Annotated in this window: 20 protein-coding genes and 1 pseudogene; 10 read left to right on the top strand and 11 right to left on the bottom strand. The window is 58.7% G+C overall.

The genetic code is table 11. The features are described 5' to 3' along the window. Window position 1 precedes the first annotated feature (1 nt). Window positions 2-1,153 (top strand): GNAT family N-acetyltransferase, encoded by a 1,152-nt coding sequence (locus tag ACP90_RS09550; RefSeq protein WP_062488179.1) that lies wholly within the window; start codon window positions 2-4, stop codon window positions 1,151-1,153. 227 nt (window positions 1,154-1,380) lie between these two features. Then, the gene (locus ACP90_RS09545; protein WP_023000548.1) at window positions 1,381-2,292 is read left to right on the top strand and encodes a PhzF family phenazine biosynthesis protein; all 912 of its coding nucleotides are present in this window, start codon (window positions 1,381-1,383) and stop codon (window positions 2,290-2,292) included. 24 nt (window positions 2,293-2,316) lie between these two features. On the opposite strand, the gene ACP90_RS28900 is transcribed toward ACP90_RS09545, so the two are convergent. Continuing rightward, window positions 2,317-2,421 carry a hypothetical protein gene (locus ACP90_RS28900; protein WP_353612764.1) on the bottom strand — a complete coding sequence of 35 codons (105 nt, stop codon included), beginning with the start codon at window positions 2,419-2,421 and terminating at the stop codon, window positions 2,317-2,319. 52 nt (window positions 2,422-2,473) lie between these two features. Beyond that, window positions 2,474-3,124, bottom strand: a pseudogene (locus ACP90_RS09540) (AraC family transcriptional regulator); the annotation flags it as partial. 265 nt (window positions 3,125-3,389) lie between these two features. On the opposite strand from ACP90_RS09540, the gene ACP90_RS09535 reads away from it, so the two are divergent. Continuing rightward, window positions 3,390-4,154 carry an SDR family oxidoreductase gene (locus ACP90_RS09535; protein WP_062491491.1) on the top strand — a complete coding sequence of 255 codons (765 nt, stop codon included), beginning with the start codon at window positions 3,390-3,392 and terminating at the stop codon, window positions 4,152-4,154. A gap of 57 nt (window positions 4,155-4,211) precedes the next feature. On the opposite strand, the gene ACP90_RS09530 is transcribed toward ACP90_RS09535, so the two are convergent. Continuing rightward, window positions 4,212-4,448, bottom strand: coding sequence for a hypothetical protein (locus ACP90_RS09530; RefSeq protein ID WP_145915747.1), 237 nt, complete (start codon window positions 4,446-4,448; stop codon window positions 4,212-4,214). 438 nt (window positions 4,449-4,886) lie between these two features. Between ACP90_RS09530 and ACP90_RS09525 the strand changes: the two genes are divergently transcribed. The 5 genes from ACP90_RS09525 to ACP90_RS09505 all read left to right on the top strand — a co-directional run bounded on the left by ACP90_RS09525 (window position 4,887) and on the right by ACP90_RS09505 (window position 11,598). Beyond that, the gene (locus ACP90_RS09525) at window positions 4,887-5,390 is read left to right on the top strand and encodes a molybdopterin-dependent oxidoreductase (RefSeq protein ID WP_062488176.1); all 504 of its coding nucleotides are present in this window, start codon (window positions 4,887-4,889) and stop codon (window positions 5,388-5,390) included. Then, window positions 5,387-7,708, top strand: coding sequence for an ATP-binding protein (locus ACP90_RS09520; protein WP_062488175.1), 2,322 nt, complete (start codon window positions 5,387-5,389; stop codon window positions 7,706-7,708). Before ACP90_RS09525 ends, ACP90_RS09520 begins: the two co-directional genes overlap by 4 nt. After that, entirely contained in the window at window positions 7,705-8,793 is a 1,089-nt protein-coding gene (locus ACP90_RS09515; protein ID WP_062488174.1) for an HD domain-containing phosphohydrolase, read from the top strand. The genes ACP90_RS09520 and ACP90_RS09515 overlap by 4 nt, the downstream gene beginning before the upstream one ends. A 566-nt stretch (window positions 8,794-9,359) precedes the next feature. Continuing rightward, on the top strand, window positions 9,360-10,916 hold the full coding sequence (locus ACP90_RS09510) for a 2-isopropylmalate synthase (RefSeq protein ID WP_023000539.1): 1,557 nt from the start codon (window positions 9,360-9,362) through the stop codon (window positions 10,914-10,916). A gap of 136 nt (window positions 10,917-11,052) precedes the next feature. Next, window positions 11,053-11,598, top strand: a complete 546-nt coding sequence (locus ACP90_RS09505; RefSeq protein WP_208993491.1) for an adenylate kinase — start codon at window positions 11,053-11,055, stop codon at window positions 11,596-11,598. An 85-nt stretch (window positions 11,599-11,683) separates the two neighbouring features. Here the strand turns inward: ACP90_RS09505 and ACP90_RS09500 are convergent, their stop codons facing one another. After that, window positions 11,684-12,100 (bottom strand): hypothetical protein, encoded by a 417-nt coding sequence (locus ACP90_RS09500; protein WP_023000537.1) that lies wholly within the window; start codon window positions 12,098-12,100, stop codon window positions 11,684-11,686. Window positions 12,101-12,219: 119 nt separating this feature from the next. Between ACP90_RS09500 and ACP90_RS09495 the strand changes: the two genes are divergently transcribed. Continuing rightward, on the top strand, window positions 12,220-12,798 hold the full coding sequence (locus tag ACP90_RS09495) for a TetR/AcrR family transcriptional regulator (RefSeq protein WP_062488173.1): 579 nt from the start codon (window positions 12,220-12,222) through the stop codon (window positions 12,796-12,798). 22 nt (window positions 12,799-12,820) lie between these two features. Here the strand turns inward: ACP90_RS09495 and ACP90_RS09490 are convergent, their stop codons facing one another. The 3 genes from ACP90_RS09490 to miaA all read right to left on the bottom strand — a co-directional run bounded on the left by ACP90_RS09490 (window position 12,821) and on the right by miaA (window position 15,150). After that, a complete protein-coding gene (locus ACP90_RS09490) occupies window positions 12,821-13,366 on the bottom strand; it encodes a GNAT family N-acetyltransferase (RefSeq protein ID WP_062488172.1) in 546 nt (181 codons plus the stop codon). A gap of 80 nt (window positions 13,367-13,446) precedes the next feature. Next, window positions 13,447-13,986, bottom strand: coding sequence for a GNAT family N-acetyltransferase (locus tag ACP90_RS09485; RefSeq protein WP_023000534.1), 540 nt, complete (start codon window positions 13,984-13,986; stop codon window positions 13,447-13,449). A gap of 210 nt (window positions 13,987-14,196) precedes the next feature. Further along, window positions 14,197-15,150, bottom strand: a complete 954-nt coding sequence (miaA, locus tag ACP90_RS09480; protein WP_062488171.1) for a tRNA (adenosine(37)-N6)-dimethylallyltransferase MiaA — start codon at window positions 15,148-15,150, stop codon at window positions 14,197-14,199. On the opposite strand from miaA, the gene serB reads away from it, so the two are divergent. Beyond that, window positions 15,149-16,039, top strand: a complete 891-nt coding sequence (gene serB, locus ACP90_RS09475) for a phosphoserine phosphatase SerB (protein ID WP_062488170.1) — start codon at window positions 15,149-15,151, stop codon at window positions 16,037-16,039. The genes miaA and serB overlap by 2 nt on opposite strands. A 462-nt stretch (window positions 16,040-16,501) precedes the next feature. Here serB and ACP90_RS09470 read toward each other — a convergent pair whose 3' ends face one another. From ACP90_RS09470 to hflK, 4 genes are all read right to left on the bottom strand, one after another. Then, complete coding sequence (locus tag ACP90_RS09470; RefSeq protein WP_031269138.1) at window positions 16,502-17,989, bottom strand: DegQ family serine endoprotease; 1,488 nt, start codon at window positions 17,987-17,989, stop codon at window positions 16,502-16,504. 131 nt (window positions 17,990-18,120) lie between these two features. Next, on the bottom strand, window positions 18,121-18,306 hold the full coding sequence (locus ACP90_RS09465; protein WP_023000530.1) for a DUF2065 domain-containing protein: 186 nt from the start codon (window positions 18,304-18,306) through the stop codon (window positions 18,121-18,123). Further along, window positions 18,303-19,238, bottom strand: coding sequence for a protease modulator HflC (locus tag ACP90_RS09460; RefSeq protein WP_062488168.1), 936 nt, complete (start codon window positions 19,236-19,238; stop codon window positions 18,303-18,305). The genes ACP90_RS09465 and ACP90_RS09460 overlap by 4 nt, the downstream gene beginning before the upstream one ends. A 2-nt stretch (window positions 19,239-19,240) precedes the next feature. After that, entirely contained in the window at window positions 19,241-20,434 is a 1,194-nt protein-coding gene (gene hflK / locus ACP90_RS09455) for an FtsH protease activity modulator HflK (RefSeq protein ID WP_023000528.1), read from the bottom strand. Between the last annotated feature and the right edge of the window lie 31 nt (window positions 20,435-20,465).

Raw genomic sequence — 20,465 nt, 5'->3', positions numbered from 1 at the left:
CATGCCATTGAAACTCCGCCCGGCCACAGAGGCCGACGCCCCTGCCCTCACCGATATCCTCCATCGCGCCAAGGCCTCCTGGGGCTATCCGGAGGAAAAAATGGCAGAGTTTCGCGACTACTGGCGAATTTCCGAGGCAACCATCCAGTCCCTGACGCTCACCGTTGCAGAGCGGGACGGTCGGCCCATAGCCTTTTCCGGTCTCTCTCCCCAAAGCGAAGATACCCTGCTTGTCGATTTCCTGTTTGTTGCCCCTGAAGCCCAGCGTCAGGGCATTGGCGACCTTCTGCTGAAGCGCGCGGAGGATCATGCCCACCGACAGGGATTGAGCCGGCTTTATCTGGAAAGCGACGCCAACGCGGGCCCCTTTTACGAAAAACGCGGGTTTCGGACGATGGCGACGCGACCAAGTGAGATGTCGCCCGACAAGGAAATCCCACTGATGGAAAAACCGCTGGCACCTGCGGTCTACCGGGTGGAAGCGTTGAACATCGAGGTTTCGGACGAACCCTGGGCTTTTGAAACGAAGCATGCAAACGCCATCGATGCGTATTTCGAGGAAGCCAGGAAGCGCATTCCCATGCTTTGGAATGGCCGAACCATGAAGTTGACCGGGTTCGAGTTCAAGGATGGCACCTTTAACGGCACCTGCGCGGAATGTTCCTTTGCCGCTTTCCTGGCGTGGCGCGACTGGGGTGCGCCCGATGCAAGCTCGTTCAATCTCTTCGGCTCCGCCATCCTGAGGTCCGCCGAGGGCGCATTGCTTTATGGTGTCATGTCCCGAAAGACCGCCACAGCGGGCATGATCTACCCTCCCGGTGGCAATCTCGACCCGACCGACCTGACCGAAGATGGCAAGGTCGACGTTGTCGGGGCGATCTACCGGGAACTTGAAGAGGAAACAGGCCTCAAACGAGACGACGTCAAGCCTGCCGGGCTGCTGGTGACATTCGACGGCTGGCGAATTTCCATCGGCCAGCTGATGGATGTCCCCCGCCTCGCGGAAGAGTTGCGCACGGAGATCCTGCGTTTTTCAGAGGCGTCGGAAGAACAGGAGCTTGCCGATATGCGTATCATTCGCACGCGCGCGGACCTTGAGGACAGCGCCATCGTGCCTTACGCCCGTTCGCTCGGCAAATATCTGCTGCCATGAAGAGCACTCGGCGAGACGGCCGGGAACGGCAATATTTTGTTCACCAAGAATGCGCACTAAGCACTGGCAGGACTTGCCTGAAAATGCAAAAGTCCGCTCACCTTTGAAGCCGGCACCGTGGTTTGCACGGGCCGACCGATGCGGACAGGTTGGTTGTTTTACAACGTTTGAGCCCCTCGCCTGACTTCGTTTGAAGGTCGGCAGGCGGCGAAAGGGAGAAGAGAAGTATGAGCCGCCGCTACGCGATCCTGGATGTCTTCACGAACACGAGCCTTGCCGGGAACCCCCTGGCGGTGGTTCTGGACTCCGAGGGGCTGAGCGACGAGCAGATGCAGAAGATCGCCGGTGAGTTCAATCTTTCCGAAACGGTCTTCGTCTTCCCGCCGGAAAAGCCCGGGCATTCTGCCACCATGCGGATCTTCACACCCAAGATGGAATTGCCGTTCGCCGGCCACCCGACCGTCGGTACGGCCATCCTTCTGGCAACGGAACGCTTCGGCGATATTTCGGGCGAGCAGGATGCCGTTGTTGTTCTGAAGCAGCAGATCGGCACCGTGCGCTGCGCGGTTATCCTGCGCGAGCACGCAGCCGCCTTTGCCGAGTTCGACGTTCCCAGCCTGCCGGAGCCCGCCGGACCGACCCACAACGTCGAGCTGATCGCAGCCGCGCTCAACCTGGAGCCGAGTGACATCGGGTTCGAGAACCATGGCCCCTCCCGCTTCCGCGTAGGCCCTCCCTTCACCTTCGTGCCGGTGCGCGATCTGGATGCCTTGGCGCGCGCCAAACCGGTGCCGGCCATGTGGAACGCGGGCTTCGGCAAGAACGGCAATACGGACGCTTATGTCTATTGCCGCGAAACCCGCTCCCATGACAGCGCTTTCCACGCCCGTCTTTTTGCGCCCGACATGGGCATTCCCGAAGATCCCGCGACAGGTTCTGCCGCGGCGGCATTCGCAGGTGTAGTCGACTATTATGACGACCTTCCCAACGGCACCCACCATATCCGCATCGAACAGGGTTTCGAGATGGGACGGCCATCCCTGATCGACCTGGAAATCGACATCGAGGGCGGCAAGATGCATGCGGTCAGGATCGGCGGTCAGGCGACGCTTGTCGCTCGGGGCGAACTGTTCCTCTAATCAAATCAGACGCTGCCCGGACGGTCAGAAGGCCGCCTGGGCAGGTTCGTTCGCCTTGTCAGCGCGCGGCGGCAGACCGAAATGCCGGGCGTACTCTCGGCTGAACTGGGTCGCGCTTTCGTAACCCACCTGGAACGCCGCGCGCGAGACGGACAGTTTTTTCCGCCTGCAGCAGCCGGCGCGCCTCCATCAGCCGCAACTGCTTTTGAAACTGCAGCGGACTGGTGCCGGTAATATCCTTGAAGTGCGCATGGAAGGCTGACACGCTCATGCCTGCCTCACCAGCAAGATCGTCCACCCGCAAGGACGCTGTAATGTCCCGGCGAATGCCGGCAATGACCTTGGCGATGCGGGCCGCGTGACTGTCCTGCTCTGAAATCTGACGCAGGATCGCGCCATGTTCGGCCGTCAGCAGCCAGTAGTGGATCTCTCGCAGGATCAACGGCAGCAACACCTTGCCGGCCTCCGGCATCTCCGCAAGCTCGAACAGGCGCCGCATGGCATCGACGATTGCCGCATCTGCCCTGCCGCTTGCAACGGCGCGTGCAGCCATAGATGTTTTACCCGGCCGATCCAGCTCCGGAGCAAGTTCGCGGATCAGTGCCATGTCCAGTGGAATGGCGAGCGCGACATAGGGCTCGGCCTGGCTCGCACGCACGACCCGTGCCTGCGCGGGCAGATCCAGCCCGACAATCAGTGACTGCATGGCACCGAACCGGACGGTGTTCGATCCGAGATATGTCTGCTTCTCCCCTTGGAGAACCAGGCAGAAAATCGGTTGGTAGACGATCGGATAGATCAGGGTTGGCCGGCGCTGACGCACCAGCGTCATGCCACCAGCACCAACAGGAAAAGGATCGCCACCCGCGCCATGATCATCAGCAAATGCAACAACTTTCCGGATAAGCTCGTCTGCCTGCATGGTTCCCTCCGTCAAGAACCCAGCGATACGCCCGCCGGTTGGTGATGGCAAGCATGCAGGTTGCCTGATTTGTAGGATCAGGCAAGTCTTCTGGAGAAACCGGCACACAACACGTCTCGCTACGGACTATCTCATGGTCATCGACATCACGCCCCACAACACTGGAGCCAATAACATGACCACCTCCCCCAAGATCGCCCTCATCACCGGCGGCAGCCGCGGCCTTGGCCGCAACACTGTTCTTCATCTTGCCAAGAACGGTATCGACACGGTCCTGACATACAGGACCAGCAAGGAAGAGGCCGCACAGGTCGTTGCCGAAGTGGAAGCGCTGGGTGCCAGGGCTGTTGCCTTGCAGCTAGATACTGCCGACACATCCGGCTTCCCCGCATTCACGGACGCATTGAAAACCGTGCTACAGCAGACTTGGCAGCGTGACAGTTTCGATTTCCTGGTCAACAACGCCGGCACGGGCATTCACAAGCCCTTCGCCGAGACGACTGAGACCGATTTCGACCAGTTGATGAATGTTCACGTGAAGGGAGTCTTTTTCCTGACGCAGCAGTTGCTGCCGCTGATCGCGGATGGCGGACGCATTCTGAACGTATCGTCCGGCCTTGCCCGGTTCTCCCTGCCCGGCTACGCGGCATATGCGACCATGAAAGGCGCGATTGAAGTTCTGACCCGCTATCTGGCCAAGGAATTGGGACCTCGTCACATCGCCGTCAACACGCTGGCGCCTGGTGCCATCGAAACGGATTTCGGTGGCGGTGCCGTGCGTGACAATCCGGAACTCAACAAGGTGGTCGCCTCCATGACAGCCATGGGCCGTGCCGGCCTTCCGGATGACATCGGCGGAGCCATCACCGCGCTTTTGAGCGGCAATACCGGCTGGATGACCGGCCAGCGCATTGAAGTCTCGGGCGGTCAGAACCTCTGACACCCCAAGTCAGCAGTGTGCCGCGGCGGCCGGGTCCCGGCCGCCGCTTGCATTGGCCTATTCGGCAGCTTCCATCAGGCGTGCAGGTGCCGTCATGGCCCAGCTTGGCACTGCTTCCAGCCGCTGATACCAGGCAATGATGTTGGCATGGCCTTCCAACGGCATACGCGACTGCGGGTTCAACGCCAACGCAGACAAGGCACCGACCGCAAAATCGGTTACGGTGACCCTGTCCCCAAGCATGTAGGCCCGCTCCTCCAGGTGGATATCGAAAAACGCGGACGTACCCGCCATTGCCGGCTGCGCGGTACACGTGGGTGGCTGTTTGCCCAAAGTCAGCGGTTCGACGAAATCCCGTTGAAACGCTGCCCGGATCGTCGCATCGTGAGCGCCATTTCCTCGCTTCCGAATGAGGCCCAAACGCTTAAACGCGCATTGCCTTCGGATAGTAAAAAATCGCAATACTTTACCTGCTTGCAGCGAGCCATCACTGCGTCATTTCCTCGTGCTCGAATTAAATAATTTCATCACAGCGCAACCTTTTAAAGCATTGATTTAAAACGAATAAATGATAAAAATATTTATTTTACCTGATGAAGTTAACCAGATGTTTGCCCATTTAATTTGCATTTGATTAAAGGCTCCCGGTGTACCCAAGTTCCGCAGAGGAACTAACGAGAACAAGTTTACTGTCAAAAATTACAGTAACGCGCAAGTAAACAGGGAAACGCCATGAAAACCTTACTGAGCCTCCTGGCCGGGGCGCTGATGATCAGCTCTGCCGTTCAGGCAGCCAACCTTCCGGCACCAACAGGTGATGTCGTCCTCGTTGTGACGGGAAACATCAAGAACACCAACAAAGGCGACAGCGCCGAATTTGATATGGAGATGCTGGAAGGCCTTACAGAAATCTCCAAGACGCTCGAGACTCCCTGGACCGAAGGCACCACCGCCTTTTCCGGCCCTCAGCTGCGCGCAGTGCTGGAGGAAGTTGGCGCACGCGGTTCCAAACTGATCGTCAAGGCTCTCAACGACTACAGTGCAGAAGTGCCGGTAGAAGATGCCGAGAACTTCGACACCATGCTGGCGACTAAAATGAACGGTGACTACATGTCCGTTCGCGACAAGGGCCCCCTGTTCCTGATCTACCCTTTCGACACGAACCCGGAACTCTTCAACGAGAAATACTTTTCCCGTTCGGTCTGGCAAATCCGTGAAGTTGAAGTAGTCGAGTGAAAAATCAGCTCGAAATAGGCGGCAAGGCCGTTGAACAGGCTGCAAGGGCGACGAAATCCGTTTTCGTCGTCCAGATCTTTCTTGTCTGTACGGTCCTTGCCATCTTTTCAATGCTGGTCAAACGTGAAGGCCAGTTGCATGACGCTATCCGTGAAGACGCAATCTGGGCTGTCTATCAGCTCGACCGCGAAACACGTGCCGTCTACGAGCTGGTACAACACGTCAAATATCGTATCGGCGAGGCAGGTGTCGAAGCGGCGCAGGAAGCCGTAGCACCGCGAGATCTCGTAACGCGTTATGACATCCTCTATTCGCGTCTCTCGGTTCTCGCCAACTCCAAATACAACGTCTTCTTCGAGCAAAGTCCGAACTTCAGATCCAGGATCACGACCATTCAGTCCAAGATCCTGGCCATCGAACCTGTCTTCAACGAAATCGCAGCGAAAAAGAATTACACCGACATCGACTTTGCGCCTGTCGAAGAAACGCTCGAAAAAATTCGTAGCGCCACGAACGAATTTCTTGTCCGCACGAACGCGACGATTTCAGAAGCACGCGCCGAAGCCCGCAACGACGTCTTCCATGTGCAGATGCTGGCCTTCCTCTTCATGTTCGCGATTGTCGTCGCCGCACTCTTTCTCGCGCTGCATATGCTTCTGCAAGTTCGCATCGTGAAACAGACGCGGGAAGGCATGAACAAGGCGGCAGCGGAATTCGAGAAAGCCTATGAGGCAGCAGAAGCCGGCAACAAGGCCAAGTCGGAGTTTCTGGCCACGATCGGACACGAAATCCGCACCCCGCTGAACGGCATTCTCGGCATGGCCGAACTTCTGGCACAAAAGCAGCTTCCGGAAGAAGAAACCGGCTACGTCCGCACCATCACGAGTTCCGGCAATGCACTGCTGGAGATGATCAACGAGATCCTCGACTTTGCGAAGATCGAATACGGATCCGTTGAGACCGAACAGATTGTCTTCCGGCTCGACGAACTGGTGCAAGAGGCGGCAGCTGTCGTGGAAGGCAAGGCGCTCGAGCAGAATGACGAGCTCAAGCTAAATATCGACCCGACACTTGAAAAAGCTTTCATCAAGAGCGACCCCACCCGGCTGAAGCGCGTCCTGCTCAATCTGTTGTCCAATGCCGTGAAATTCACCGAAAACGGTTCAATCCACGTCGATGTGGTTGCCGGAAAAGTTGTCGCCGAGACCCTGGAACTGAAGATCAGTGTCAAGGATTCCGGTATCGGCATTGCCGAAGAGGCACAAAAGCAGCTCTTTACCGCATTCCACCAGGTCGATTCCTCGATCAGCCGACGCTTTGGCGGCACAGGCCTCGGCCTTGCCATCTGCAAACAGATCGTCGAGGCGATGGGTGGATCGATAGGTGTGTTCAGTGTTCCTGGTGAAGGCGCGACCTTCAGCTTCACCTTGCCGGTTCAACTGGCACACGCCCCTGCTGCAAATCTCACCGGTTTGGAGAGTGGTTCGACCCCAACTGCATTGATCCCCCGTCTGCGTGTCCTGCTCGTGGAAGACAACGTCATAAACCAGCGCGTCGCAACGAAGTTGCTGGAGAGACTGGGTCAGGAGGTCATCGTTGCCAGCGACGGCAGGGAGGCAATCAAACGTGTGCAGGACGCCACTTTCGATCTCGTGCTGATGGACGTGCAGATGCCTGATCTCGACGGGATCGCGGCAACACGGCTGATACGGAACATCGGCGCTCCATTCGACAAGCTGCCAATCGTTGCAATGACGGCAAATGCTTCCGACCGGCACCGCCAGGACTGCCTGGACGCGGGCATGAATGCCTTCGAGTCCAAGCCCGTCACCTTCCAGAGGCTTGCGACTATCCTGCGTGAATACGGTCCTTCGGACAATTCAGCAGAAGGCACCACCGACCTGCCGGCATCCCCCGGTTCTCCGGAACCGACGGAACCAATGCATGCGGCTCAATCCGACGCCGCGACACCAAACGCCAATGTGGTTCGCCTTGCCGGAGAAGAGAAAGGGGATGCCCGACGAACTGAACTGCGGGAGGAACTTGGCGAGGAGGTCTTCCATTCTCTGGTGAAGGACTTCTTTGAAAACGCCGACACTCTCGTTGCGCAAATCACCGAGGCAGCAAGCTCGGGTGATGCGGAAAGCTACGACCGGCTGCTGCACGCACTGAAAGGTGCGGCGGACAATCTCGGATTTACGACCCTCTCAAAAACTGCGGACGCACTTCGCACCAGCATCGAAACCTCCAACCAGGTGACACTCCTGACGGTGGAGCTGGAAAAAGCAAAAAACAGATACCGGAAGATTGCGATATGACCGACACACCGCTTGCCGACACCGAATTCCGCATCCTTCTGGTCGAAGACGATCCCACCAACCGCATGATCATGGAACGGCTTGTGGAGCGCATCCCCGGATGCCACGCAGTCAGTTTTGCCCATCCCATTGACCTGATCGCGGCGCTCGACATGGTCGAATTCGATGTGGCGATCGTCGACTATCAATTGCCGGGCCTCAACGGCATCGAGCTCATCAAGGAAATTCATCAGCACCCCGCCCATACTGACAAGCCGATGGTGATCGTCACGGCGGACAAGGACCGGGACACGCGCATCGAGGCCCTGACGTCCGGTGCTGTCGATTTTCTGAACAAGCCGCTGGAGATCGTGGAGTTCAAGGCCCGCGTCCGGAACCTCACCAAACTGGCCGAGGCGCAGCGCAAGCTGTCGATGCGGGCGGAATGGCTGAAAGAGGAAGTCGACAGGGCAACGACCGAACTCAGGAAGCGCGGCGAGGAAATCGTTCACCGGCTGATCCTTGCTTCCGAATACAAGGACCTCGACACGGCCATGCATACCCTTCGCATGGCGAACTTCTGCGAGTTGATTGCCGAAGAACTCGGCATGAGCATGGAGTTCCGGCGAGACCTCAAGATGGCTGCACCGATGCACGACATCGGCAAGGTTGGCATTCCGGACAGGATCATGCTGAAACGCGGCCCCCTCACCCCGGAAGAACGCGAGGAAATCAACCGGCACACGGAAATCGGAGCCGGCATCCTCAAGGGCTCCAGCTGCCGGCTGCTGCAGGTCGCGACCCAGATTGCCGCGACACACCACGAACGCTGGGACGGCAGCGGCTACCCCAATGGCCTGCGCGGAGAAGAAATACCTCTTGTCGGCCGAATAGCGGCCGTTGCCGACGTCTTCGACGCGCTGACGACGGAGCGCCCCTACAAGTCCGCGTGGACCAACGAACGGGCCTTCAGCTTTCTGGAAGAAAAATCAGGCAGCGACTTCGACCCGGAGTGCATTGCCGCCTTTCTGAGCAAGAAGAAGGAAGTGGAGGAGATCCAGGCCAGGTTTGCCGACGAGCCCATTCCTCTGGCCAAAAACGGCTGAGGCGGTCAGTCCGCAAGGCCCCCACCAGAGACACCGGCAATCGCCCTGGCTTCGTCGTGATCAACGCCGCGGGAGAGGGCCGGCTTTGGGCAGAATGCCATTGCCTCGTGCCTTTGCAGCGGCTCAGATCTCGTCTGCGCAAGCTATCGCCGATCCCTGAAATGCCAGGCAAAGGGGTCTCCAAATCTGCAAGCTTCGGAAAAGCTGGTTGCATCATGGTTCATCCTGACTTATGAACAGTCCCCATTAACCGTCAGGTCACGCTTTTGCGCCACGCTTGGCGGACCAGTTGAAAAGACGACCAAAGGCCAAGACAGACCCATGATCGCGGTTCGCGACATTTCTGGATCTTCTCGCAACGCGCTGGCTCAGCGCGGCGGCCTCATTCTACTTGGCGATCTCCTCCTTCTTAGATGCCCCTGAGCGTCGGCTGCTTCGCTTGTCTTTAGGCGGAACGGGCACTTAGGGGAGAGTTTTCAAAAAACCGCATCACGACCATCGGATCGCGCCACGCCTTTCCTTACCCGAGCGACCTAAGGCCCGATCCAAGCCAGGGACGAAACAACATGACTGCCACTTCCGAGAAGGACCAGGTCCGGATCTTCGACACCACATTGCGCGACGGCGAACAATCGCCCGGCGCCTCCATGACGTTGGAAGAAAAGCTGCAGATCGCGGAAATTCTCGACGACATGGGTGTCGACATCATCGAAGCCGGTTTCCCGATTGCCTCGAACGGCGATTTTGAAGCCGTCAGCGAAATTGCCAAGCGCTCGAAAAACTCGGTCATTGCCGGTCTGGCCCGCGCCATCCACGCTGATATCGACCGCTGCGGCGAAGCCGTGAAACACGCCGGCAAGGGCCGCATCCACACCTTCGTTTCCACTTCGCCGATCCATCTGAAATTCCAGATGAACAAGACCGAAGAACAGGTGCTGGAAATCATCACCGACACGGTGACACGGTCGCGCAACCTGATCGACGATGTCGAATGGTCCGCAATGGACGCAACGCGCACGCCGATCGAATACCTGTGCCGCTGCGTGGAAGCCGCAATCAAGTGCGGTGCCACCACCATCAACCTGCCGGATACGGTCGGCTACGCCACCCCGGACGAATACAAGTCCATGTTCGAGCAGATCCGTGAGCGCGTGCCGAATGCCGACCAGGCGATCTTCTCGGTCCACTGCCACAACGACCTGGGCCTGGCCGTTGCCAACTCGCTGGCCGGTGTCGCCGGCGGTGCCCGCCAGATCGAATGCACCATTAACGGCCTGGGCGAACGCGCCGGCAATGCTGCCCTGGAAGAGATCGTCATGGCGATCCGTACCCGCAGCGACGTCCTGCCCTACATGACCCAGATCGACCCGAAATTCATGGTTCGCGCTTCCAAGATGGTGGCGGGCGCCTCCGGGTTCGCGGTTCAGTACAACAAGGCCATCGTCGGCAAGAACGCCTTTGCGCACGAGAGCGGCATCCACCAGGACGGCATGCTGAAAAATGCCGAAACCTATGAAATCATGCGCCCGGAAGACGTTGGCGTGAAAGCCACCTCGCTGGTCATGGGCAAGCATTCCGGCCGCCACGCATTCCGCGACAAGCTGAAAGAACTGGGCTTCGAACTGGGCGACAATGCCCTGCAGGATGCCTTCCGCCGTTTCAAGGACCTCGCCGACCGCAAGAAACACGTCTACGACGAGGATATCGAAGCCCTGGTCGAGGACGAAATCAGCATCCTGGGCGAAAGCACCAAGGTGATTGCGCTGACGGTAATTGCCGGTACGGGTGGCCCGCAGAAGGCGATCCTGACCATGGACGTCAACGGCCAGCACGTCACCAAGGAAGCCACGGGCGACGGTCCTGTCGACGCCACGTTCAACGCCATCAAGGCAATCGTGCCGCATGAAGCCAAGCTGTCGCTGTACCAGGTGCATGCGGTGACCGAAGGCACCGACGCACAGGCCGAAGTGTCCGTGCGCCTGGAAGCCGGCGGCCGCATTGCCACGGGCAAGGGAGCGGACACCGACACACTGGTCGCTTCCGCCCGTGCCTATGTTTCGGCCATGAACAAGCTGGCCCTGCGCCAGCAGACCGGCAACCCGGGCGCGCTTGCTGCCGTCTAACGCCGGAACCACCAAAAGTTCCGGATCAAGGTGACTGTATTGTCGCCCGATTTCGGACCTGACACGAAAAGCCTCCTGCACCACCGATTTTCCGGTAAGGTTCAGGAGGCTTTGTTTTGTCGGGGAGGACAAACGGGTGGAAAGCCTTGGCACAGACGGAGAGATGAAGCGCGTGGTGATCGCCGGACGCCCGGGGGCCGGCAAGTCCCGTGCGGCCCGAACCTTGAGCGACCTGACCGGCCTGCCCGTCATTCATCTGGACAGTCATTACTGGCAACCGGGTTGGCAGCGCCCTTCCCCCGAAGTCTGGAGCGCCACCATGAAAGAGCTGATCGCTCGCCCGCGCTGGATCATGGACGGCAATTACGGCAGCACCCTGGACCTTCGCCTGAAAGCGGCTGATACGCTCATCTATCTCGATTTTAAGACGTTTCTCTGTGCGACGAGAGTGCTGAAGCGCTCCATTCTCGGCCGCGGTGGAACCCGCAGCGGCGAATTGCCGGATGGCTGCCTGGAGCGCTTCGACTGGCCGTTTTTCAAGTTCGTTCTGAACTACAGGCGGACGCGGAGGGAACGTGATCTGGAAAGCATCAGGGTGTTCTCCGGAGTGAGCCATGTCTTCATCCGTCCACGCCAGTTGAAGCGTTTTCTCGGCTCACTAAAGAGCGGACAGGTTTCCTGAATTTTGCCGTAGCCTGCCGGCAAAAAGCCCCTGGATCCGCAAAAAGGGCCGCAGAAGCGGCCCCTTTTTAATCCGTGTTGTGACCTCAACCCTGTGAAATCCGTTCGGAAAGCTGGCTGTTGGTCATGGCTTCGCCGTCCAGGTTCCAGGTCCCGTCCACAGTGTGCACCACGTTTGAATAGATGCGGTCCCGTGGCAAACGACCTTCTGCCGCCGCGGCGATGATGTCTGTTGCTTCCTTGAAGAACCCGACCTGAACGTCCCGCGCAGCCAGGGCAAAACTTGGCGTCTTGCATTCCAGCCACGCCCCTTCCACCGGCTCACCGCCGGACAGCGCCCCGTTCTTCGGCAGTGCCTGTATCTGCATGGTCACGTTCGGGGTCATGACCTTGTTGCCGCCAAGCCCGTGCCATTTCAGGAAGGCTTCGGTGATTTTCCTGCCTGCTTTCAAACCGGCATCTTCGCTCATCACGCCTTGAGTGTAATTGAGTGCAAGTGGCATTTCCGTTCCTCTCGATTAAATATAACGTTCGTTATATTTTCTGACGCACCCTATTTATGTAACGATCGTTATGAAGTCAACATAATATATAACGACCGCTCTTTAATTGAGAGAACCGCATGGCAACACAACAACTTCGCAAGGCAGAAACCCAAAAAGCCTTGCTCAGCGCATCAAGCAGGGCCTTCCGAAGCGAAGGATATTCCGGGGTTGGTGTCGACGCGATCGCAAAGGCGGCGGGCGCTACCTCGGGTGCATTCTACGCGCACCTCGGATCAAAGGACGGGGCCTTTCACGCCGCGCTGGAACAGGGACTGGACGAAGTAATCACCACCATTCCTGACTACCGGGAACGTTTCGGCGACAAATGGGTCGAGGCATTTGCACGGTATTATCTCGGCACGGCACATCGGCAGGACCGCGCCTGCGGCTGTGCGATGACCGCGCTATCGCCCGATGTCGCACGGGCCAAGCCTGAGACCCGCAAACTCTATGATGACAAGATGCAGGAAATAGCGTCACTCGTTGCCGAGGGGCTCAAGGAAGGCACCCCGTCTGAACGGCGGAACCGCGCCTGGGTTTTTCTCAGTCTCCTGATTGGAGGACTGACCACGGCACGGGCCATGTCTGATGAGGCCCTTGCCGAAACCGTGACAGCGGCCGCCCTGCCCGCCGCCTTGCAGGCTGCCGGCGTTTGATGGCGCCCAATTACTCAAGCGATCAACCGCCCGTGCCAGGCTCCAGAGATTGAAGATATTGCTGGCGCGTGATCCGGTAAAACCGGCAATGCAATCCGTGCTTTCGTATTTCCCGCCAGAAACGCAGTCCTGCCTTCTGCATCACCCGCTGCGAAGCCTTATGTTCCGCGACTGCATAGGCGAGCATGTGATCGTTCTGTGTTGTGTCGAAGAACCAACCGACAAGAGCCCGCGCGATCTCGCTCGCATAGCCCTTCCCCCAGGCTGACCGCTTCAGGCTGTAGCCGAGTTCATAACCTTCCGGGTTCCTTTCGAACGAGAACCCCGCCCGGCCGATAAAGGCTCCCTCAACCGTCTCCAGTTTCCATTTGGACATCCCGGTGCCCCGGTGATCATCGACGTAATTCGCGAGCCGCCGGCGCACTTCCTCCGGACCCATGATCGCCGGTCCCGGAGACAGATAGCGATTGACCTCCGGGTCTGAATGAAGGTCCTGCAACAATGGGAAGTCATCTTCGGAAAAAGGCAACAGGCGCAGCCTGCCTGTAGTCAGAATGGGTGTGTTCAAATGGGTTACTCTCAAAAAAAGGGACCGTGGCAGACACGGTCCCGACGCATTTCCCGAGGTCCCGTAAGCCCCGAAAATGCCTAAGCACTCATGAGATAGGATTGCATGGACGGGCTCAGGAGCTGAAACACATCCGCCTGCATGCCTTCGATCACTTTGCTCTCGCGGTGATAGAAACCGTTGCCCTTGACCACTTCTCGCATGGTCCGGTTGTCGGTGCGCACGACAGCGACCAGATGGGAAAAATAGGTGTTTTCGAAGAACCAGTCTGACAAGGCGGCACAAAGGCGCTTGGGCAGATCCGGGTCCTGATCCAGCACGTCGAGACGCAGGCAATAGTTCAGACTGATCTCGGAAGTTTCGCTGACAGGCGTAAACCCGGCCCAGCCGAGAAATGCCCCATCGGAAGACACCGCCTTCCACTTGGCAAACCCGAGGTCGTCCTGGTTCTGCTGAGCAGACCGCACCAGTTCTTCCGCATCAACGACAGTGCAATTGGTGGAATATTCTGTACATCGGTTGCCGTAAGGATCGGAGTGAAGATCTTTGACGAGATGAATATCGGTTGGCTTGAAAGGGACGAGCCGCACTGAACCGCATTCGAGTATGATCGTCTGCACCGTGACCTCCCAGTCTAGGATTTCTTCAGGCCTTACAAGCGGCGGCGAATCCCGCCACCGAACGCATGTTAGCCATGTAACCCTGAATTGTGCCATTGCCATGGCAGACAAAAGTATAAGATCAATTTTGACAAAAATATATTCGCAATACCAAAGAGTTACGCTCGCACCACTGCTGCAGCGCACACATCAGAAGTTGACGCTGAGCCGTCAAACCGTTCGGAGAAAGGCCTCCATCTCAATTAGGTTTGAAGGATCAACCCGTTGCCAATCCGACATCTGGTTGCGAAACCAGGTTTCCTGACGCTTTGCGTATTGACGCGTTGCAACAGTCAGCCTGTGGATGGTTTCTGCATAATCGGCTTTTCCAGCAAGATAGGCGCCAAGTTCCGGCACGCCGATTGCCCTCATCGCTGGCAACTTATCCGATAGGCCTTGTTCAAGCAGCGCCCGCACTTCATTGAAGCCTTCTTCGCAAACCATCAACCTGGCCCGTTGCTCGATACGTTCATGCAGCCAGGGCCGCGGCGGTGCCAGAACGATCCGGTGACACGCCTGCGGCTTGAGAAGAGGCGATGACTGGGCGTGCTGTTGCCATGCCTTCAGAGGGCGGCCGGTTGCCAGCAGAACCTCCAGTGCACGGGCAAGACGTTGCGGATCAACCAGCGCCTCGGCAGACTCAGGATCCCCCTCGGCAATCAGGTGCTGCCTCAAGCCTTCCACACCCTGCGTGTCGGCAACGGATCTCGCCCTGGCACGGATCTCTTCCGGAATGCCAGGCATTTCCGCAAAGCCTTCCGTCAGCCCCTTGAAGTAGAGGCCGGTGCCACCGACGAGGATAGGCATCTGGCCGTTTCTCCAGGCATCTTGCAATTCCCGTTCCGCCAGGCGCAGCCAGTCGCCGGTCGAAAAGGCCGTCGATGCAGGCAACACGCCGTATAGCCTGTGAGGCGCTTCAACTTCCTCCACCGAGCTGGGGCGTGCGCTCACCAGTCGCAAGTCTTCGTAAAGCTGCATGGAATCTGCATTCACGATGACACCATTCAGCCTTTTGGCCAGCGTCAACGCCAAAGCGGACTTGCCGCTGGCTGTCGGCCCGGCTATCAGGATGGCGCGCCTGGCAGTTGCGGGCGTGCCGTCATCGTCGTCCAGGGAACCGTCCATGTCTTTTGTTGCCACTTTGGTGTCCACTCCTGCTGCGCCTGCAGTCGACGAGGATCTGGTTCGGCGGGCATCCGATGCACTCGGCGTTACCGGAACCTCGACCCGTCTTTCTGCAGGTGTGGCAGCGGATATCCGCTTTGAGGGTCTGGATGCAAGTACCGCGGACGGTATCTTGCGCGAAGTGATTGGTCGTGCCCCCGTCGACGTCTTTGTGCAGAAGGAAGCCGGCCGCCGCAAGCACCTGCTGATCGCCGACATGGATTCCACCATGATCCGCCAGGAATGCATCGACGAACTGGCGGCTGAACTTGGCCTCAAGGATCGCATATCGGAAATTACCGAGCGGGCGATGCGCGGCGAGATCGATTTTGAACCGGCCCTGCGCGAACGTGTTGGCCTTCTCGCCGGATTGCCGGTGTCTGCCATTGAAACGGTGCTCAGCAAGCGGATCCAGCTGATGCCGGGCGGCCGTACGCTGGTACAGACGATGAAGGCGAACGGCGCCTACTGCGCCCTTGTTTCCGGTGGTTTCACCCATTTCACATCTGCAGTCGCGACGCTGATCGGGTTTGACGAGAACCAGGCCAACACCCTGCTGGAAGTGGACGGAAAACTGTCAGGCAAGGTCGGAGAGCCAATTCTCGGCCGCGAAGCCAAACGCACCCGCCTGGAATATCTCGTCGCGGAGCGTGGCCTGGAATTCGCAGATACGCTTGCGGTCGGAGATGGCGCGAACGACCTCGCCATGATCGAACGCGCTGGAGCCGGTGTCGCTTACAGGGCCAAACCGGCAGTCGCCGCCGCCGCCGACTTCCGCATCGACCACGGCGACCTCACAGCCCTGCTCTACCTGCAAGGCTACGCGGAAAGCGATTTCGTTCTGAGTTAAGGCGCGGGCCTGCGGCAATCCTGATTTGAGCGGTTTAGAATCCTCGCCTCGCGCGGGCGGTCCTTCTTGTCTTTCAAGGAATGAACCTTTCGACGGAGTATGCAGCCCATCCTTCGAGACAGGCCTCCGGCCTTCCTCAGGATGAGGGAGAGTGTGTGGGGATACCGAACACAAAACTCTTCGAAGTGGTTAGGCCACAAACCGTCAATTCGCCCCACGGCACATCCAGCTCGCCAAGGCCACCAGCATCCTCCAAGCCCCCAACTCCGCCCCACTACCAACCTCATCCTGAGGAAGCGTGGGGGCCTGTCTCGAAGGATGGGCCCCTTGCTCCAAAGCATCCCCCTTCCCGTTCCAGACAGACTTTCAGCCGTCTTCAGGAAGAGCGTGCAGGAGATTGAAAGCAGAAAAAAGGGCGCCATTTGGCGCCCTTCTGCATTCAGCTTCCGAAGTCCGGAAGGATTACTCGTCTTCGATCCGCACCGGAACGAAGCGGACATCACCCGTCGGATTGGCCAGCAGAAGCAGGGCTGAGCGGCGGTTGTCCTTTTTCAGCTTGTCGATCTCGGCCATGACGTCTTCCGGCGTCTCGACCGTTTCCTGAGCGACTTCCTTGATGACGTCGCCGGCCATCACGCGCTTTTCCTCCGCAGAGGTGCCTGGCTTCACTTCCGTGACCACAACACCGCTGACGTCTTCATCGATGGAAAACTGCTTGCGCAAGGCGTCGTCCAGAACGGCAAGCGACATGCCGAGCACTTCGCTCTTTTCGACCGGCTTTTCCGCAGGCTCTTCTTCCTCGGTTGCGCTGGCTTCGGTCACCTCGGTTTCAACAAGCTGCTCGAGGATCACGCTGATGGCGACTTCCTCGCCCTTGCGCAGAACCGTGACTTCGACTTCCTTGCCGATTTCGGTTTCCGCCACCATGCGCGGAAGTTCGCGCATCGTGTCGACATCCTTGCCGTCGAACTTGATGATCACGTCACCCGGTTCGATTTTCGCCTTGGCCGCCGGACCATCGTCGGTCACACCGGCAACCAGCGCGCCCATGGCCTTGTCCATTGCCAGGCTGTCGGCAATCTCGTCCGTGACTTCCTGAATGCGAACACCCAGCCAGCCGCGGCGGGTTTCGCCGAACTTGCGCAGCTGATCGATCACGTTCATGGCGGTGTTGGCCGGGATCGCAAATCCGATGCCGATGGAGCCGCCGGACGGCGAGATGATGGCCGTGTTGATGCCGATCACGTTGCCTTCCATGTCGAACAGCGGTCCGCCCGAGTTCCCCCGGTTGATGGAGGCATCCGTCTGGATGAAGTTGTCGTAGGGACCGGAGTTGATGTCGCGGTTTCGTGCCGACACGATACCGACGGTCACGGTGCCGCCCAGACCAAACGGGTTGCCGATCGCCATCACCCAGTCGCCGACGCGAATGGCGTCGCTATCGCCGAAACTGACCGCCTTCAGCGGCGTGGTCGGCTCCACCTGCAGCACTGCGAGATCGGTTTTCTCGTCGGTGCCGAGGAGCGTCGCCTTCAGCTTGGTGCCGTCGTTGAAGTTGGCGGTGATTTCGTCCGCGCCTTCGATAACGTGATTGTTGGTGATAATGATGCCGGCTTCCCCGTCGATGACGAAGCCCGAACCCAGCGACTGAACCCGCCGCGGCTGGTCGTCGTCCCGGTTCTGCCGGTTGAAGAATTCTTCAAAAAACTCCTGGAAGGGCGAACCTTCCGGAACCTGCGGCATCGGCACCGAACGGCGGCCCTGCACGGTTTGAGCGGTGGAAATATTCACCACTGCATCCGCGAGGCCTTCCGCCAGATCCGCGACGGACACAGGTCCTTGTGCGTATGCTGCCTGGATAGGCTGAAAAGCTGCCATTCCACCGATTACGATGCCCGCCGCGACTGCGGCGATCCTGGTCATCCGACGGCGAATACTTAGTGGAGCCATAGGGCTTTCTCCTCATCCCAGCCGGTTGGACTGCAGTCAGAATGCTGACAGTCGATGGGTTTGTTCCGGTCCTTGGTTCAGAATATAGAACGGGCGGGAAGATTTTGCGCCTCCCGCCCGAAAACTTTTCGTTATCCGCGAATGATCCACACAAGAAATACGCCGATAACCGCCACGATCAGGCCAGTTGCCCGCAAGGTCTGGTCCGGTGTCTCCAGCGCGCTGCGCATGATGGACTTCATGCCACCGGGCACAAGCGCGTAGAGAACACCTTCAAGCACCAGGACCAGGCCGAGCGCCGTTACCAGTTCGCTCATTGTGCAGCGAGCGACGGATTCCGGTCGGATACGCCCTGGCTACCGTTTCCATCAGTACCCGGAGCCGGCAAGATACCGGTCGGGTCCTTGAAGAAGCGGAAGAAGCTTGAATCAGGCGACAGCACCAGGCTGGTATCGCCGGACCGCAATCCCGCCTCATAGGCCTGCATGGACCGGTAGAAGGCGAAGAATTCCGGATCGGCACCGAATGCCTCGGCAAAGATCCTGTTTCTTTCAGCATCACCGGTACCACGCATGATTTCCGAGTCACGGCGTGCTTCAGCAACAAGAACGGTCGCGTCGCGATCCGCACGGGACCGGATCCTGCGCGCAGCTTCTTCACCCTGTGCCCGGATTTCCGTGGCTTCCTGCTGACGCTCGGTCTGCATGCGGGCGTAAATTGCCTGCGAGTTGGCGTCCGGCAGATCCGCACGGCGGATCTTCACGTCGATCACCTCGATGCCGAGCTGTTCGGCATTGGCATCGATATCGCGACGAATGTTTTCCATCACGCCGGTACGGTCGTCGCGAACAAGTGCCACGAAGCTGGTGCGGCCGACTTCGGAACGCAGCGAGGACTGCAGGAACGTCGACAGACGCCGGTTGGCGGTCTGGATATTCTGGACACGCTGATAGAACAGCACCGGATTGGAGATCTGGTACCGCGCGAAAGCATCCACGATCAGACGCTTCTTGTCCGAGGTGATCGGCTCAAGCGGCGGCATGTTCAGGTTCAGGATGCGCTTGTCGAAGTAGACGACGTTCTGAACGAACGGGATCTTGAAGTAGAGACCCGGTTCCTTCTTCGGCTGTTCGACGATCTTACCGAACTGCAGGACAAGCGCCTGCTGGGTCGGATTGACGATGAAGACCGAAAGGTAGGCGACGACCGCTGCGATCAGCAGGACGATTGCAAGAATACCACTACGCATGATCAGTTGCCTCCCGCGCGCTGTGCAGGGGCGGTCTGACGCCCGTTAAGGTCATTCAGCGGCAGGTACGGCAACACGCCGGAGCCTGTCGAGTCGCTGTCGATGATGATCTTGTTGTTCGAGCCCAAAACTTTTTCCAGGGTTTCGAGATACAGACGCTCACGGGTCACGTCCGGTGCTTTTCTGTATTCTTCGTAGATCTTGGTGAAACGCTGGGACTGACCGGTTGCCTCGGCAATGGTCTGGTCCTTGTAGGCGTTTGCCGCTTCCAGAACGCGTGCTGCTTCACCGCGCGCTTCCGGGACCACCCGGTTGGCGTAGGCCTTGGCCTCGTTGCTGATGCGCTCTTCGTCGGCACGTGCGGCCTGCACGTCGCGGAAGGCGTCGATAACCTGCGCAGGCGGGTCAACGCGCTGCATCTGGACTTCGCCGATCTCGATACCCGACTGATAGCTGTCGAGTGTCTTCTGCATCAGGCTGGCAACGTCGTTCTGGATGGAAACACGATTTTCCGTCAGGATGGAGTCGATCTTCGATCCGCCGACTACCTCACGCATCGCGCTTTCGGCCACGGCTTTCACGGTCGCTTCCGGATCCTGGATATTGAACAGGAAGTCGGCAATACCCTCGTTGGTATTCCGGATACGCCACAGGACCTTGAAACCGACGTCGACGATGTTTTCGTCGCCGGTCAGCATCAGGCTTTCTTCCTGAACATCGCGTGCGCGCACAACGCCGGAGCTGCTGACGTTTTCTTCGGTGCCAACAGTGGTTTCGCGCTGCAGTTCGACTTTCGGGGTGTAAACTTCACCGATCGGATAAGGCCAGTTGTAGTTCAGGCCAGGAGGGGTCTGATCCTCGACCTTGCCGAGTACCAACTCGACACCGACCTCGCCTTCATCAACAACATAGAAGCCGAAAGCCAGCCAGACGATAAGCGCCACGCCGACCACGATCCCGCCGCCGATGAAACCCAGGCCGCCGCCGCCACCGCCCGGAAGGACGTTGCGCATGCGGTCTTGGGTACGTTTCAGGAGCTCTTCAAGATCGGGTGGGTTTCCGCCTCCACGGTTGGAGCCTCCACCCCACGGGCCGTTGCCGTTACCGCCGCCGCCACCGCCGCTGCCCCAAGGGCCGCCGTTGTTTCCGCCACCTTTCCAGGGGCCACCGCCACCTGACTGATTGCTCCAAGGCATCAAAACTTCCTTCTTTGTCGTCCGGCACGTT

The organism is Labrenzia sp. CP4 (genome assembly GCF_001579905.1).
Taxonomy (GTDB): domain Bacteria; phylum Pseudomonadota; class Alphaproteobacteria; order Rhizobiales; family Stappiaceae; genus Roseibium; species Roseibium algicola.
Note: the sequence above shows the minus strand (reverse complement) of the source record. Positions and strands in the feature narration are given on the sequence as shown.

Coding starts and splice junctions, on each gene's coding strand:
- ACP90_RS09530 (WP_145915747.1), bottom strand. CDS start 4,448: ATGGCGGGTACGTCCGCGTTTTTCGATATCCACCTGGAGGAGCGGGCC.
- ACP90_RS09550 (WP_062488179.1), top strand. CDS start 2: ATGCCATTGAAACTCCGCCCGGCCACAGAGGCCGACGCCCCTGCCCTC.
- ACP90_RS09495 (WP_062488173.1), top strand. CDS start 12,220: ATGGCAACACAACAACTTCGCAAGGCAGAAACCCAAAAAGCCTTGCTC.
- ACP90_RS09465 (WP_023000530.1), bottom strand. CDS start 18,306: ATGAGCGAACTGGTAACGGCGCTCGGCCTGGTCCTGGTGCTTGAAGGT.
- ACP90_RS09545 (WP_023000548.1), top strand. CDS start 1,381: ATGAGCCGCCGCTACGCGATCCTGGATGTCTTCACGAACACGAGCCTT.
- ACP90_RS09525 (WP_062488176.1), top strand. CDS start 4,887: ATGAAAACCTTACTGAGCCTCCTGGCCGGGGCGCTGATGATCAGCTCT.
- ACP90_RS09470 (WP_031269138.1), bottom strand. CDS start 17,989: ATGGCTCCACTAAGTATTCGCCGTCGGATGACCAGGATCGCCGCAGTC.
- serB (WP_062488170.1), top strand. CDS start 15,149: ATGTCTTTTGTTGCCACTTTGGTGTCCACTCCTGCTGCGCCTGCAGTC.
- ACP90_RS09460 (WP_062488168.1), bottom strand. CDS start 19,238: ATGCGTAGTGGTATTCTTGCAATCGTCCTGCTGATCGCAGCGGTCGTC.
- ACP90_RS09510 (WP_023000539.1), top strand. CDS start 9,360: ATGACTGCCACTTCCGAGAAGGACCAGGTCCGGATCTTCGACACCACA.
- miaA (WP_062488171.1), bottom strand. CDS start 15,150: ATGGACGGTTCCCTGGACGACGATGACGGCACGCCCGCAACTGCCAGG.
- ACP90_RS09535 (WP_062491491.1), top strand. CDS start 3,390: ATGACCACCTCCCCCAAGATCGCCCTCATCACCGGCGGCAGCCGCGGC.
- ACP90_RS09500 (WP_023000537.1), bottom strand. CDS start 12,100: ATGCCACTTGCACTCAATTACACTCAAGGCGTGATGAGCGAAGATGCC.
- ACP90_RS09515 (WP_062488174.1), top strand. CDS start 7,705: ATGACCGACACACCGCTTGCCGACACCGAATTCCGCATCCTTCTGGTC.
- hflK (WP_023000528.1), bottom strand. CDS start 20,434: ATGCCTTGGAGCAATCAGTCAGGTGGCGGTGGCCCCTGGAAAGGTGGC.